General features: G+C 72.6%; 10 protein-coding genes and 1 pseudogene. 5 read left to right on the top strand and 6 right to left on the bottom strand.

Annotated features, from left to right (window positions below; all coding sequences use genetic code 11):
- The first annotated feature begins 138 nt into the window (after window positions 1–138).
- Window positions 139–1629 carry an MFS transporter gene (locus ACFZCP_RS18840; protein WP_391428164.1) on the top strand — a complete coding sequence of 497 codons (1491 nt, stop codon included), beginning with the start codon at window positions 139–141 and terminating at the stop codon, window positions 1627–1629.
- A gap of 61 nt (window positions 1630–1690) precedes the next feature.
- On the opposite strand, the gene ACFZCP_RS18835 is transcribed toward ACFZCP_RS18840, so the two are convergent.
- Complete coding sequence (locus ACFZCP_RS18835; protein ID WP_391428163.1) at window positions 1691–3340, bottom strand: M4 family metallopeptidase; 1650 nt, start codon at window positions 3338–3340, stop codon at window positions 1691–1693.
- Window positions 3341–3491: 151 nt separating this feature from the next.
- Between ACFZCP_RS18835 and ACFZCP_RS18830 the strand changes: the two genes are divergently transcribed.
- The gene (locus ACFZCP_RS18830) at window positions 3492–3926 is read left to right on the top strand and encodes a gamma-glutamylcyclotransferase (RefSeq protein WP_391428162.1); all 435 of its coding nucleotides are present in this window, start codon (window positions 3492–3494) and stop codon (window positions 3924–3926) included.
- Window positions 3927–4056: 130 nt separating this feature from the next.
- Here the strand turns inward: ACFZCP_RS18830 and ACFZCP_RS18825 are convergent.
- Window positions 4057–4896 (bottom strand): annotated as a pseudogene (locus tag ACFZCP_RS18825) (arylamine N-acetyltransferase).
- Window positions 4897–5055: 159 nt separating this feature from the next.
- Window positions 5056–5814 (bottom strand): MerR family DNA-binding transcriptional regulator, encoded by a 759-nt coding sequence (locus ACFZCP_RS18820; RefSeq protein ID WP_391428161.1) that lies wholly within the window; start codon window positions 5812–5814, stop codon window positions 5056–5058.
- An 82-nt stretch (window positions 5815–5896) separates the two neighbouring features.
- On the opposite strand from ACFZCP_RS18820, the gene ACFZCP_RS18815 reads away from it, so the two are divergent.
- Window positions 5897–7042, top strand: a complete 1146-nt coding sequence (locus ACFZCP_RS18815) for an erythromycin esterase family protein (RefSeq protein WP_391428160.1) — start codon at window positions 5897–5899, stop codon at window positions 7040–7042.
- 129 nt (window positions 7043–7171) lie between these two features.
- Here the strand turns inward: ACFZCP_RS18815 and ACFZCP_RS18810 are convergent, their stop codons facing one another.
- From ACFZCP_RS18810 to ACFZCP_RS18800, 3 genes are all read right to left on the bottom strand, one after another.
- On the bottom strand, window positions 7172–9391 hold the full coding sequence (locus ACFZCP_RS18810; RefSeq protein WP_391428159.1) for a molybdopterin-dependent oxidoreductase: 2220 nt from the start codon (window positions 9389–9391) through the stop codon (window positions 7172–7174).
- Window positions 9392–9584: 193 nt separating this feature from the next.
- A complete protein-coding gene (locus ACFZCP_RS18805; RefSeq protein ID WP_391428158.1) occupies window positions 9585–11054 on the bottom strand; it encodes a membrane-associated oxidoreductase in 1470 nt (489 codons plus the stop codon).
- A 2-nt stretch (window positions 11055–11056) separates the two neighbouring features.
- Complete coding sequence (locus tag ACFZCP_RS18800; RefSeq protein WP_391428157.1) at window positions 11057–11737, bottom strand: ElyC/SanA/YdcF family protein; 681 nt, start codon at window positions 11735–11737, stop codon at window positions 11057–11059.
- A gap of 153 nt (window positions 11738–11890) precedes the next feature.
- Here ACFZCP_RS18800 and ACFZCP_RS18795 point away from each other — a divergent pair, with 153 nt between their 5' ends.
- Window positions 11891–12745: a CbiX/SirB N-terminal domain-containing protein gene (locus tag ACFZCP_RS18795; protein WP_391428156.1), complete on the top strand. Its 855-nt coding sequence runs from the start codon at window positions 11891–11893 to the stop codon at window positions 12743–12745.
- 156 nt (window positions 12746–12901) lie between these two features.
- The gene (locus ACFZCP_RS18790; RefSeq protein WP_391428155.1) at window positions 12902–14191 is read left to right on the top strand and encodes a deoxyguanosinetriphosphate triphosphohydrolase; all 1290 of its coding nucleotides are present in this window, start codon (window positions 12902–12904) and stop codon (window positions 14189–14191) included.
- The last annotated feature ends 80 nt before the right edge of the window (window positions 14192–14271 follow it).

Here is a 14271-nt window from a genome sequence, read left to right as displayed (position 1 = left end):
TGCGTGCGTACCTCGTGCGCATCCAGCGTACAGCGTTCAGGGATTGCGCACACTGTTCCGTCATGCGTACAGTGTTCGCATCGCACGGAACGCTGTACGCATCGCCGGAACGGTGTGCGCAAGAGGAGAGGGAACCCCATGGAAAGCCGCAATCCCCGTCGCTGGTGGATCCTCGTCGTGCTGTGCCTGAGCACGCTGGTCCTGGTGATCGACAGCATGGCGCTCACCGTGGCGGTGCCCTCGATGACCGAGGACCTCGGCGCGAGCGCCCAGGACGTCCAGTGGATCCTCGACTCCTACGTCCTGGTCTTCGCCGGCCTGCTGCTCACCTCCGGCAGTCTCGGTGACCGCTTCGGCCGCCGGAAGGTGATGCTGATCGGCCTGCTGCTCTTCGGCGCCGCCTCACTCGCCGGGACGTTCGCCGCGGATCCTGGCCAGGTCATCGCCCTGCGGGTCGCGATGGGGGTCGGCGGGGCGCTGATCATGCCGTCCACCCTCTCCATCCTCATCACCGTCTTCGACGAGGAGGAGCGCGGCAGGGCGATGGCGGCCTGGGGGTCGGTGTCGATGCTCGGCCTGGTGGGCAGCCCGGTGCTGGGCGGCCTGCTGATCGACCACTTCTCCTGGCACTCGATCTTCTTCCTCAACGTCCCGGTCGTCGCCCTGGCCGTGATCGCGGGCCTGACCCTCATGCCGGAGTCGAAGGCGCCCTGGCAGAAGGCCGATCCGCTGGGAGCGCTGCTGTCCGCGGCCGGGATGACCGCGCTCATCTGGTGGATCATCGAGATCCCGCAGCACGGCGCCTTCGGCGGCCGCTCCCTGGCCGGCCTGACCGTCGCGGTCGTCGCGCTCGCCGCCTTCGTCGTCTGGGAGAACGTCACCGAGTCCCCGATGGTCCCGCTGATCCTCTTCAAGCACCGCAACTTCAGCGGCGGTTCGCTCTCCCTGGCCCTGGTCCAGATCGGCAACGGCGGCCTGCTGCTTGTCCTCACCCAGTACCTGCAGTTCGTCCTCGGCTACTCGCCCATCAAGGCGGGACTGGCCTTCCTGCCCCTCGCCGTCACCGCGATCATCGGCAACACGGCGGGCGCGAAGCTGGCCGCGAAGATCGGCAACCGCTTCGTCATCCTGACCGGCATGCTGATCATGGTGGCCTGCTTCGCCCTGCTCACCACGGTCGGCGCCGGCTCCGGCCTCACCGTCCCGGCGATCGCCCTGGGGCTCCTCGGCCTCGGCGCGGGGGCCGCCATGCCGGCCGCGGTCGGCGCGCTGATGGGCACGATCCCGCCGGAGAAGGCGGGCGTCGGCTCGGCCCTGAACGACACCATCCAGCAGTCGGGCACCGCCCTCGGCATCGCCATCCTCGGCTCGCTGCTCACCAGCGGCTACACGGACCGGATGCCCGCCGACGCCCCCGCCGAGGCCCGCCGGTCCATCGCCGGAGCGGTCGCCACGGCCCACCCGGCCCTCCTCCGCACGGCCCGTGAGGCCTTCACCTCCTCGATGGCCACCACCTTCACGGTCAGTGCCGCCGGCGTCCTCGCGGCAGCGGCCCTGGCGACCCTGGTGATGCGGGACACCGAACAGGACCGGCCCGCCGAGTCCCCGGCCCCGGAGCCGGTCGGCTGACCGGACGGCACACCGAAGGCCGGCGCCCGGACGGGCACCGGCCTCCGGGCGTTTCAGGGGCTCAGTTCACGTTCACCGCACTCCACGCCGCAGCCACCGCGTTGTACTCCGTGCTGCCCGCGCCGTAGAGGTCCTTGGCCGCGCTGAGGGTGGCCGTGCGGGCGCCCTTGTAGTTCGTGGAGGACGTCATGTAGACCGTCAGCGCCCGGTACCAGATCTTGCCGACCTTGTCCCGGCCGATGCCGGTGACCGTCGAGCCGTTGTACGTCGGCGAGTCGTAGTTCACCCCGTTGATGGTCTTCGCGCCGCTGCCCTCCGCGAGGAGGTACGCGAAGTGGTTGGCGACGCCCGAGGAGTAGTGGACGTCGAGGTTGCCGACCGAACTGCTCCAGTAGTCGGCCGAGTTGCCGTCCTTGGACGGCTTGTCCATGAAGCGCAGGGCGGGCTTGCCGAAGCCGGGCTTCACGATCTCCTCGCCGATGAGGTAGTCGCCGGGGTCGGAGGGGCTGTTCGCGTACCACTCGACCATCGTGCCGAGGATGTCCGAGGTCGCCTCGTTCAGGCCGCCGGACTCGCCCGAGTAGGTCAGCGCGGCCGTCTTGGAGGTGACCCCGTGGGTCATCTCGTGCCCGGCCACGTCCAGCGCCACCAGCGGACCGAAGGTGGTGCCGTCACCGTCTCCGTAGGTCATGCAGAAGCAGCTGTCGTCCCAGAAGGCGTTGTTGTAGCTGCTGCCGTAGTGGACGCGGTTGTACGAGCCCTTGCCGTCGCCGGCGATGCCGCTGCGGCCGTGGACGTTCTTGTAGTAGTCCCAGGTCTCGTTGGTGCCGTACTGGGCGTCGACGGCGGCCGAGGAGCGGTCGGCGTTGCTGCCCGTGCCCCAGTGGTTGTCGGCGTCCGTGAACAGGGTCGCGGGGGCCCGCACGAAGCAGATGCCGAAGAAGCACAGGTCGGTCTTGTTCTCCGCGTCACCGGTGTAGGTGTTGCCGCGGGTCGGGTCCTTGAGCTGGTACGACGATCCGGACTGGGTCGTCTCCAGCGGCACGGTCCCGCTGTAGAGGGACTTGCCGTCGCCGGTGGCCGTCTCGATGCTGTCCCAGGCGTCGATCTGGGCGCCGGTGCGGGCGTCGGTCAGCACGGTGCGGGCGACCGGGTTGCCGAGGGAGTCCTGGCCGACGGCGTTGGTCCGCCAGGCCAGTTTCGGCGTGCCGTGCAGGGCGTCGACGACCAGCTCCGGCTTGGCCCTGACGCTCTTGAGGCGCTCGCCGAGATTGACGGCGCGCAGGGCGTTGACCGCGAGGTCGGCGGCCCTGGGGCCCGACACCTCGGGGACGACCGAGGCGAGGGATATGGGGTTCCTCGTCGCCCGGTTCGCGCTGCGGTAGGCGCCGTTCGGGGCCAGGTGGACGACGAAGTCACCGCCGAGCACGGGGAGTCGGTGGTAGGTGCGGTCGTAGCGGACGTGCTGGGTGCCGTCCCTGTCCACGACGACGTCACGGACGCTGGTGCCCTGTGCCGAGGTCAGGCCCAGGTTCGCGGCGTGCGCCAGGAGGGCCGACGCCGCGTTCTCGACGGCGGTGGCCCGGGTCGGTCTGCCGTCGGCGTGGGCGGCCGGGGAGAGCCCGGCGGCGAGCAGGGCGGCGGTGGCGGCGGTGACACCGGCGGCGGCGAGACGACGGGACCCTCGGGCGTGCGGACGTATCCGGCTCATCTGTCTCCTTGGGGGAGGCGCCTGCGAGGCGTGGGGGTGGCGCTGATACCGCCAGAGATTTAAGGGCCCATGACATGTCATGTCCATAGCGGTCACATGGAGATGTGCATGAGGATGTGTGTGGGGTCGACGGGGGTGAAGAATCGTTCCTGTGATCACTCCGCCGCCCCGGGACCCGCTGCCCTTCTTCGTCTACGGCACGCTCCGCCCCGGCGAGGCGAACCACGACCTGTTCCTGCGGGGCCGCATCCGGACCGAGGAGCCGGGCCGGCTTCCGGGCGCGGTCCTCTACGACGGCCCCGGCTATCCGTACGCCGTCGAGGAACCGGGGACAGGGGGGATCAGCGGCGAACTGGTCACCGCGCTCCCGCGGACGTACGACCCCCTGCTCACGGAACTCGACCGGCTGGAGGAGTACGTGCCGGGCGACCCGCGCAACCTCTACGAGCGCGTCGCCCGGGACGTCGTACGCACCGACGGCACGGCCGTGCGGGCCTGGGTGTACCTCGCCGCCCCCGGGGTCGCCGCCCGGCTGCGCGCCCGGGGGCGGCTGATCCGGAGCGGCGACTGGCTGGCCCGCCGCTGACTCGGCCCAGCGGTGTCAGGCGGCTCGGCCCGGCAGTGTCCGGTGACTCGGGCCGGTGGTGTCAGGCCGCTCGCCCCAGCAGTGTCCGGGGACTTGGCCCAGTGGTGTCCGCTGACTCGGCCCAGCGGTGTCAGGCGGCTCGGCCCAGCAGTGTCAGGCCCTCGGGCACGGCGATCCCGAACTCCGCCTCGACCACGCGCCGCGCCTCCGCCTCACCGGTGAGGATGCGCTCGGTCACCGTGCCGTCGGCACGCGTCTCGACCAGACGGGCACCGTCGAGGGCGAGGTGCCGTTCGGGGGTGGTCCGCTGCAGGTAGGGGCGGTGGGTGAAGGGCGAGCGGGGGTTGGTGCCGACATGCCAGTTGAACACCTCGAAGTCGGGCGCGGCGAACGGCTCCAGCGTGAACGCGTACTGGCTGACGAAGTCCGCCGCGTCCCGGTCGTACGCCTGCAGCGCCCACAGCTTCAGCGGCCCGTCGTACGGCAGGTGCACGAGCCGGTGCCGGCGCCCGCCGCCCTCGTGCTCCGCGCCGACGGCCAGCGGCACCGGCTGCAGCAGTGCCCCGGGCGCCCCGAAGCCGACGTCCGCCAGATACGGCTGCGGCTCACCGGGCACCTCCACCCGCAGCATCATGTGCGTCCGCGGGCGGCTCTCCACCGTCTTCGCGCCCAGCACCACCCGTCCCGCCAGCCCCGTCACCCCGAGGCCGAGTGCCTCCAGGGCCAGCCTGAGCAGGGTGTTGTGCTCGTAGCAGTAGCCGCCGCGCCGACCCCGGACCAGCTTGGCCATCAGGTCGGCGGGGGCGAGCTAGGGGGCCCTGCCGGACAGGGGCTCCAGGTTCTCGAAGGGAAGGGACAGGGAGTGCGCCAGGTGCACGCCCCGCAGGGTCGCCAGGTCGGCTCGCCTGCCGCCCTCCCATCCGATGCGCTGCAGGTAGGCGTCGAGGTCGAAGTGCTCGGTGTCGGACATGCAACGAACCTATGCAGGCCTCACCCGTCCCGGCCGCATGCCACCGGCGGAATTCCGCTCCGTCTGTGGTCCTAGGCCTTCCGGTGCGGGGCACCCGCGGGCTCCGGTGCGGGTCACGCGCAGTTCCCGGCGCGCGGCACCTGCAGCCCCCGGCGTCGGCTACGGCGTGGACGTCGGCCCAGGCCCTCGCGTCGGCTGCGGTCCGGCGCGGCCGAGCAGGCCCAGGTACTGGTGGAGCTGTGTGGCCGCGGTGAGCATGGCCAGGCCCTGGGCCGTGAGTCTGCGCTGCCAGTCGTCCAGGGCGGCGGCCAGCGCGTCCGTGCCGCCGGCGGTCCGGATCTGGTGGACCACGGTGGCGATGTGGTCGAGCGGGTGGCCCCCGCGTCTGAGGAGATGGGCGAGTTCGGCGTCCCGGACGTCGCCCGCGCGAAAGACGCGGTATCCGGTGGCCCGGTCGCGTGCGGGGGTGAGGATGCCGGCGTCCTCCCAGTTGCGCACGGTCGCCGTCGTGACGCCGAGGCGGTGCGCGAGTTCGCCGACGGTCAGGGGGCCCGGCTCGGGCGCCCGCACCGCAGCGGTGCCGGGTTCCGCCGTCAGGTGCTCCACCGCCCCGCGCACCGCGTCGAGGGTGTCACGGTCGCGGAGCACCTGGCTGTGACCGCGGTCGACGGTCGTCAGGGCGTCGTCGAGCGCGTCGTCGTGGAGTGCCTTCATGATGCCGCCCGCGGCCGCGTACCCGTACGCCGGGACGAGCGCGAGGTAGGCGCGGAGCGCCGCCGCGTGCACCTCGGTGTAGATCCGGTAGCCGCTGTGCGTGCGGTCGGCGGGCGGGATGAACCCGTCGCGCTCGTAGTTGCGGACAGCCTGGGTCGAGATGCCGTGCTCGCGCGCGAGGTCGGCCGGTCGCAAGGTGATCACCGTTTTGAGACTTTACCGCACAGCTGCACGGCCAAGTCCTCCAGAAGTCTCAACCGTTCTTTCAAGGATACGCTTGAGGCACATGAGCCAGGACATCCGAGACCTCACCACCACCTCATGTGACCTGCTGGCGTTCGGTGAACCGACGCACCAGGAGCCCGCCTTCGGGCGTGTCCGCAACGAACTGTTCGTCCGGCTGGCCGAGAACGGCTTCCGGTCGATCGCCCTGGAGACCGACCGTGTGGCCGCGCTCGCGGTGAACGACTTCGTCCAGGAGGGAGCCGGAAGCCTCGACGCGGTGATGCGCGAGGGCTTCTCCCACAGCTTCGGAGACCTGGACGCCAACCGGCGGCTGGTCGCCTGGATGCGCGATCACAACCGGAACCGGCCGCCGGAGGAACGCCTCGCCTTCCACGGCTTCGACGCCCCGATGGAGACGTTCAGCGCCCCCAGCCCGCGGCACTGCCTCGAACACGCCCGCGACTACCTGGACCTCGACCTCGATCTCGCGCAGCTCCTCGGCGACGACGAACGCTGGAGCCGCCCGGAGGCCGTCCTGGACCCGGCCCGGTCGATCGGTGCCACGGCCGAGGCCGAGAAGCTGCGGGCGATCGCCGACGACATGCTCACCACGCTCTACGCACGCGCGCCGGAGAGGATCGCGGCGACCTCGCGCGCGCAGTGGCTCAGGGCCAGGACGCACCTCACCGCCGGACTCGGCCTGCTGCGCTATCACCGGCAGGCGGCACAGCGCCTCGAAACGAGCGCACGCATCTCCCTCCTGTCGGCCACCCGGGACGCGCTCATGGCCCAGAACCTCCTGGACATCCGGAGCACCGAGGAACGACGGGGCCCGACCCTGGTCTTCGCCCACAACCTCCATCTGCAGCGCAGCCCCTGCAGTTGGCGCTCCGCGGACCTGAGCGCCGACTGGACCGGTGCCGGTGCGATCGTGGAGTCCCTGCTGGGCGAGCGGTACCGCTTCGTCGCCGGGAGCCTCGGCCGCAGCGCGGCCATCGGGCTGCGGGAACCCGAGCCGGACACCTACGAGGGTCTCCTCCAGCGCCGCGTCCCCACCTGGGGCCTGATCCCGGTCGCGACGGTCACGGCCGCTCGCACCCGGACCGACACCACCCCGCAGCAGGGCTACTTCCCTCTCGACCGGGCGATACTCGACACGGCCGACGCGGTCCTGCACATCAACGACGGCACCACCGCCGTCGCGTGAGCCGCCCGCCGGGGTCTGCAAGCCGACCCGCAGGGTGTCCCGCCGTGCCCGCGTGAGCCGACCGGCCGGGTCTCCCCGCTGCCCCCGCCGGGTTTCCCACCGGACCCGTGCGGGCTGCCCCGACGGGTCTCACCGCGCCGCCTCCACCCGCACCGCGCACGTCTTGAACTCCGGCATCCGCGACGTCGGGTCCAGGGCCGGGTTGGTGAGGGTGTTGGCGCGGCCCTCGCCCGGCCAGTGGAAGGGCATGAAGACGGTGTCGGGGCGGATGGCGGTGGTGATCCGTGCGGGTGCCACGGCCCGGCCCCGGCGCGAGACCACCACCAGCGGGTCGCCCTCGGCCGCCCCGAGCCGGGCCGCAAGGCGCGGGTGCAGTTCCACGAACGGGCCGGGCGCGGCCGCGTTCAGCTCCGCCACCCGCCGTGTCTGCGCCCCCGACTGGTACTGGGACACCACCCGGCCGGTGGTCAGCAGCAGCGGGTACTCGGCGTCCGGTTCCTCGGCACTGGCCCGGTGCGTCACGGCCGCGAACCGGGCCCGTCCGTCGGGCGTGGCGAACCGGTCCAGGAAGAGGCGCGGGGTTCCCGGGTGCGGCGCGGACACGGCGGTCTCGGCGTCCCGGGCCGGATCGCCGTCCTCCTCGTACACGCCGCCCTCGCGGTACTCTCCGTCCGCCCCGCCCTCGCGGTCCTCTCCGTCCGCCCCGCCCTCGCGGTCCTCCCCGTGCCCGGCCGTCGTAGCGGCGACGGCCGGGCACGGCCAGAACACCCCGTTCTCCTCCGCCAGCCGCCGGTAGGTGATCCCCGAGTAGTCCGCCGGACCGCCCGCGCTGGCCCGGCGCAGCTCCTCGAAGACCTCCTCGGGGTCGGTCCAGAAGCCCGTCTCCACGCCCGACCGGGCGGCCAGCTCATGGAGGACGTACAGATCGCTGCGGACGCCCGGCGGCGGGGCGACGGCCTGCCGGCGCAGCAGGACCCTGCCCTCCAGACTGGTCGTCGTCCCCGTCTCCTCGGCCCACTGGGTGACCGGCAGCACCACGTCCGCCAGCGCCGCCGTCTCCGACAGGACGACATCGCACACGGCCAGGAAGTCCAGCGAGCGCAGCCGCTCCTCGACATGGGCCGCGCGCGGTGCCGACACCACCGGGTTGGAGCCCATCAGCAGCAGCGAGCGGATGTCCGTGCCGAGCGCGTCGAGCAGCTCGTACGCGCTGCGTCCGGGACCGGGAAGGCCGTCCGGGTCCACACCCCACACCGAGGCCACGTGCCGCCGCGCCGCCGGGTCGTCCAGCTTGCGGTAGCCGGGCAACTGGTCTGCCTTCTGGCCGTGTTCGCGACCGCCCTGCCCGTTGCCCTGCCCGGTCAGACAGCCGTACCCGGACAGCGGACGGCCCGCGCGGCCGGTCGCCAGGCACAGGTTGATCCACGCGCCGACCGTGTCCGTCCCCTTGGCCTGCTGCTCCGGCCCCCGCGCGGTCAGCACCATCGCCGCCTGAGGCGCGCAGAACATCCGCACCGCCTCCCGCAGCTGCGGAACGGACACCCCCGTGATCCGCTCCACGTGCTCCGGCCAGTGCCCCATCGCCGCCGCCCGGGCCTCCTCCCAGCCCGTCGTCCGCTCCCGTATGTACTCCTCGTCCGTCAGTCCCTCGGCCACCACCAGGTGCAGCAGACCGAGCGCGAGAGCCAGATCGGTGCCCGGACGGGGTGCCAGGTGCAGGTCCGCCTGCTCGGCGGTCCTGGTCCGGCGCGGGTCGACCACGATCAACGTGCCGCCGTTGTCGCGCAGTTCGCGGAAGAAGCGCAGTGACGGCGGCATGGTCTCGGCGAGGTTGGAGCCGACGAGGATCACGCACCCGGTCCGCGGGACGTCCTCCAGCGGGAACGGCAGCCCCCGGTCCAGGCCGAACGCCTTCGTGCCGGCGGCCGCCGCCGACGACATGCAGAAGCGGCCGTTGTAGTCGATCTGCGAGGTGCCCAGCACCACCCGGGCGAACTTGCCCAGCGTGTACGCCTTCTCGTTGGTCAGCCCGCCCCCGCCGAACACCCCGAGCGCGTCCGGCCCGTAGCGCTCCCGCGTCCGCCCGAGCCGCTCGGCGACCAGATCCAGCGCCTCCTCCCACGAGGCGGGCACCAGCCGGCCCTTGGACCGCACCAGCGGCGAGGTCAGCCGCAGCGCCGGCGACAGCACCTCGGCGGCGGTACGGCCCTTGCCGCACAGCGCGCCGCGGTTCACCGGGAAGTCCGGGCGCTCGGTCACCTCGACGCCCCCCTGCGGCAGGGGCGTGACGTTCATCCCGCACTGCAGGGCGCAGTACGGGCAGTGGGTGGGCGTCGGGGCGGTCTCCATGCGGACCAGCGTGCTTCGGGCGTGTTACGGCTCCGGGCCGCCTCCGGTTACGCACCCGGCACGGCCACCTCCCCGCCCGGCCGGGGGCGGCGTGAGGTCCGCACGGTGATCTCGCTGCCCAGCCGGGGGCGTGAGGTCTGCACGGCCACCTCCCCGCCCGGTCGCGGGACGGCGTGAGGTCCCGGGTCCGTTCCTACTGCCGGTTCAGGGAGCGTGTGACGCCCGCGGCGATGGTCGTCGCCAGCACCCAGCCGGTGGCGATCAGCAGATACGACAGCCACTGGTACCAGCCGCGCGGCGCGAACGCTCCGTCCTGGCCGAAGTCGATGATCGGCAGCAGCAGGTCGAGGGTGTAGAAGAGCGGGTTGAACGCGGGCGCCTCGGAGGGCTTGAGCGCGGGCGGATGGTGCAGGGCGAAGGCGACGGTGCCGGTGCAGAGCAGCAACAGCAGCCAGCCGGCGGCTCGCATCGGGCGGAAGCCGTAGCCGACGGCCGCGTCCTGGAGCCAGCCCCACAGCCGGGCGTACGGCGGCTGCGTGCGGCGCAGGCGACGGAGCTTGGCCAGCTGGACAGTGCGCGCGGCGGCGTCGTCGCCCACCGTGCGGTACGCCATGGCCAACTGCTCGTAGGGATGCGGAAGAAAACCTTCCGGCTCGCGTTCGAGCAGCGGAAGACGCTGGTCGGCCGGGAGGTGCGGGGTCAGGACGCGGTAGCTGAGCCCGTCGATCCTCACGTGCCGCGGCCACACCTCGGGCGGCACGTGCAACAGGTCGAGCCGGGCACGGCGCAGATTGACGGCTCCCTCGATGGGCACGGCCTCCCGCAGCCACAGTTCGCCGACGACACTGCTGCTGGCGCGCAGGGCCTGGCCGTCCGGGTTGGACAGCCGGGCGTGCGCGAGGTTGAGCTGACGGGGGATGCGGGCACCGGACAGATTGACCCGGCCACGGGTCCGCAGACGCATCGCGTGCAGATCGGTGCCCACGGTCAGGACCTCGGCATGCAGCGCGGTCTCTCCGGGCGCGATCAGTTCCGCGTCGTTGAGGTTCACCTGGTTGCGGACGACCGCCCCGTTCAGGTGGACCTTTCCGTACGCGACCAGGCCCGGGGCCCACACGTCCGTGGCCACCTCGGCGTGGTTGAGCTGGAGCACGGGCTCCTCCGGGACCTCGCCGGGGCTTCCGAGCCGCGCCCCGCCCGCGAAGAACGCTCCGGACAGCTTCGCCCCCCGAAGCCGTACCGGCCCCGTGATCCGGCAGCAGGAGATCCGCACGACCCCGTCGGCGCGCAGATTTCCGGCCGTCAGCCCCGGCAGCACCGAGTCGCTCAGGACCAGATTGACGACCTGCGCCCCGTACAGGTCGGGCGCCTCCTCGAAATGGCAGAAGCGCAGCCGGACGGGATGGCCGACGGTGCCGTACTTGAGGTCGAGACACCCGGTGATCCGCGCTCCCGCCACCTTCAGACCGGCTGTCCGGCCCGTCCGGACCGGCCCGCCGAGCAGCAGTTCCCGCAGCACCTCCGCCCGCAGGGTGCGCTCGGGTCCCCACGAGCCGCCCTGCTCGGGGTCCTCGTCGTCGCCCTCCCGGAAGTCGACCCCCTCGCCGAGCGGGAAGGCGTCCCGGACACGGCACTCGGCCGGCGTCAGGTCCGTGATCTCCATGCTCAGCCCCGCGCCTTCGCCAGCGCTCTGGTGACCCCGGGCTCCTTCGGCCCGAGGAACACCGGATCGGGACGGAACACCGCGTCCAGCACCGCCTTGCCCGCCGCGAACACCTCGCGCGTGCCGCCGTAGTACCAGGTCACGTCGTGTTTCGCGTCGACCCCGATGCCGTACGACGCCACCCCCGCCGCCTCGCACAGGGCCACCGCCCGCCGGATGTGGAAGCCCTGGCTGATCAGCACGGCCCGGTGCACCCCGAAGATCTTCCGGGCCCGCACACAGGAGTCCCAGGTGTCGAAACCGGCGTAGTCACTGACGATCCGCCCGGCCGGCACCCCGTGCTTCGTCAGGTAGGCGCGCATGGCGTCCGGCTCGTCGTAGTCCTTGCGGCTGTTGTCCCCGGTCACGAGCACGACCTCGATCCGGCCCGCCCGGTACAGCTTCGCCGCCGCGTCCAGCCGGTGCGCCAGATACGGCGACGGCTCCCCGTTCCACAGCCCGGCCCCGAAGACCACGGCGACCTCGGCGCGCGGCGCGTCGGCCGTCGTCCGCAGCCGGTCCGCCGTCGACACGAACAGCCAGGTGGCCGGCAGCAGCGCCAGCACACACACGGCCATCACGGCCTGCACCAGCCGCCGCTGTCCCCGACGGGTGCGCGGCAGCTGCGGTCGACGGATCTTCATACGGTCCCCCATGGATCGGCTCCAGTCCTGGAGGACGCCGGTGGCCGCGATCCGGTTCGCCTCACATCGTGCATCTGTGCGACGTGAACCCACGGAAAATACCCGTGACGGGCCCGCAACGACGGCGCAACCTGCCACCGGCAGGATCTTTCCATGACGGCGCCGAACCCTCCTCGCGACGAGCCCCTCATCCCCCTCGACAGCACGGCGCAGCTCATGAACGACATCAGCAGCCGGCTCGCCGGCCGCCTCCGCCTCGTCTCGCCCACCGGCCGCCGCCGCCCGGCCCCGCCCGCCCTCGTCCTGGTCGCCCACGGCAGCCGCGACCCGCGCGCGCTGGACACCGTCCGGGCCCTCACGGACCGGGTAGGGCAGCTGCGCCCCGGCCTTGCCCTCCACCTGGGCCACATCGAGCTGAACGAGCCCCTGCTCCCCGACACCCTCACGGCCCTCGGCCACACCCCCGCCGTCCTCGTCCCGCTGCTGCTCGGCCGCGGGTACCACGTCAAGCAGGACATCCCCGAGATGGCCGCGGCCTCGCCCGCCCGCACCCGCGTGGCCGCCCCGCTCGGCCCGCACCCGCTCCTCGCCCAGGCCCTGCACGCCCGCCTGACCGAGTCCGGCTGGCCCCTGGCCATGGACGGCACCACCCGCCGCACCAGCGCGGTCGTCCTCGCGGCAGCGGGCTCCCGGGACCCCGACTCGGCCACGGACACCCACCGCACGGCCCGCCTCCTGGCCACGCGCCTGGGCGTCGAGGTCGTCCCCGCCTTCGCCTCGGCGGCGGGTCCGACGGTCCCGGAGGCCCTGCACACCCTGGCGGCGAGGGGCCGCCACCGAGTCGCGGTGGCTTCGTACTTCACGGCCCCGGGCCGCTTCGCGACCCAGTGCGCGAACCAGGCCCCCTGGATCGCCTCCGCCCCCCTGGGAGCCCACGAGGCGATGGCCCGCCTGATCCTGCACCGCTACGACCAGAGCCTGACGACCCGGTCCACGGCAGCCGCCTGAAAGGGGCGCGGGGCTGCATGCGATGTGCGGCTCCGCCGCGCGGGCCCGACAAGCCACGGCGCACCCGCACCCGCACCCGCCACTCAGGCGATCCCGGCGGACGACCGGGGGCACCGCCGCTCCCCGAATGTCACTGCCGACGCTTACTGTCGAATCATGGAAGGCACCGCAGGTACCGGCACCGCACCCGAAACGGCCTACGACCCGACGTCGGTCGAACGCTGGGCGCCCGAACCCGACAAACGCCCCGGCCGCACCGCCTTCCAGCGCGACCGCGCCCGCATCCTGCACAGCGCGGCACTGCGCCGCCTCGCCGGCAAGACCCAGGTGGTCACCCCGGGGACCCGCAGCCAGGCATGGGACGCGAGTCCCCGCACCCGCCTGACCCACTCCCTGGAGTGCGCCCAGGTCGGCCGGGAGTTGGGCGCGGCCCTCGGCTGCGACCCCGACCTGGTCGAGGCGGCCTGCCTCTCGCACGACCTCGGCCACCCGCCCTTCGGCCACAACGGCGAGCACGCGCTGAACGAATTCGCCGACGACTGCGGCGGATTCGAGGGCAACGCCCAGTCCCTCAGACTCCTCACCCGCATCGAGCCCAAGCGTTTCACCCCCGAGGGCTCCGTCGGGCTCAACCTCACCCGCGCCGCCCTGGACGCCGCGACCAAGTACCCCTGGCCGCGCGGTGCCCACCCCAGCGACCCGGCGTCCCGGAAGTTCGGTGCCTACGAGGACGACCGCCCGGTGTTCGACTGGGTCCGCGCGACCGCCCCCGGCACCCGGACCTGCTTCGAGGCCCAGGTCATGGACTGGTCGGACGACGTGGCCTACTCGGTGCACGACGTCGAGGACGGCCTGCACGCCGGCCACATCGACCCCAACTGCCTGCACGCCGAACCCGAGCGGCAGGCGGTGTTCGAAGTGGCCCTCGACAGATACGTCCCCGCCGGCACCGACCCGGCCGAACTGGCCGCCGCTCTCGACCGCCTCCAGGACCAGGAGTGGTGGCCGCACGGCTACGACGGCACGGCGGTCGCCCAGGCCCGCCTCAAGGACGCCACCAGCCAGCTCATCGGCCGGTTCTGTCTGGCCGCCGAGGGCGCCACCCGCGCCGCGTACGGCAGCGGCCGGCTCACCCGTTACGGCGCCGAACTCGTCGTACCCCACGAGACCCGCCTGGAGTGCGCGGTGCTCAAGGCGGTCGCCGACCGGTACGTCATGCAGCGCGCCGAGCAGGAGCGGCTGCGCGCCGACCAGCGGGTGATCGTGGCAGAACTGGCCCAGGCGCTCACCGCCCGCGCGCCCGACGGCCTGGAACCGCAGTTTCGGGCGCTGTTCGACGCGGCATCCGACGACCACGCGCGCAAGCGGGTGATCGTCGACCAGATCGCCTCGCTGACCGACGCCTCCGCCCGCTCGCTGCACGCGAGATTGACGGGGCATATGTGAAGGGAAAGTGACCCCGGGTGGCCTGATCGGGTCACTCCCTCTTCCCGCAGCACGTTGCGTGCGGGACGCTCGCTTGTGGC

This window comes from Streptomyces sp. NPDC007971 (genome assembly GCF_042958635.1).
In the GTDB taxonomy this organism is placed as follows: domain Bacteria; phylum Actinomycetota; class Actinomycetes; order Streptomycetales; family Streptomycetaceae; genus Streptomyces.
Note: the sequence above shows the minus strand (reverse complement) of the source record. Positions and strands in the feature narration are given on the sequence as shown.

Bases quoted from the DNA above. Each gene is read 5' to 3' on its own strand.
- ACFZCP_RS18800 (WP_391428157.1), bottom strand. From the start codon at position 11,737: ATGAAGATCCGTCGACCGCAGCTGCCGCGCACCCGTCGGGGACAGCGG.
- ACFZCP_RS18835 (WP_391428163.1), bottom strand. From the start codon at position 3,340: ATGAGCCGGATACGTCCGCACGCCCGAGGGTCCCGTCGTCTCGCCGCC.
- ACFZCP_RS18810 (WP_391428159.1), bottom strand. From the start codon at position 9,391: ATGGAGACCGCCCCGACGCCCACCCACTGCCCGTACTGCGCCCTGCAG.
- ACFZCP_RS18815 (WP_391428160.1), top strand. From the start codon at position 5,897: ATGAGCCAGGACATCCGAGACCTCACCACCACCTCATGTGACCTGCTG.
- ACFZCP_RS18840 (WP_391428164.1), top strand. From the start codon at position 139: ATGGAAAGCCGCAATCCCCGTCGCTGGTGGATCCTCGTCGTGCTGTGC.
- ACFZCP_RS18795 (WP_391428156.1), top strand. From the start codon at position 11,891: ATGACGGCGCCGAACCCTCCTCGCGACGAGCCCCTCATCCCCCTCGAC.
- ACFZCP_RS18805 (WP_391428158.1), bottom strand. From the start codon at position 11,054: ATGGAGATCACGGACCTGACGCCGGCCGAGTGCCGTGTCCGGGACGCC.
- ACFZCP_RS18790 (WP_391428155.1), top strand. From the start codon at position 12,902: ATGGAAGGCACCGCAGGTACCGGCACCGCACCCGAAACGGCCTACGAC.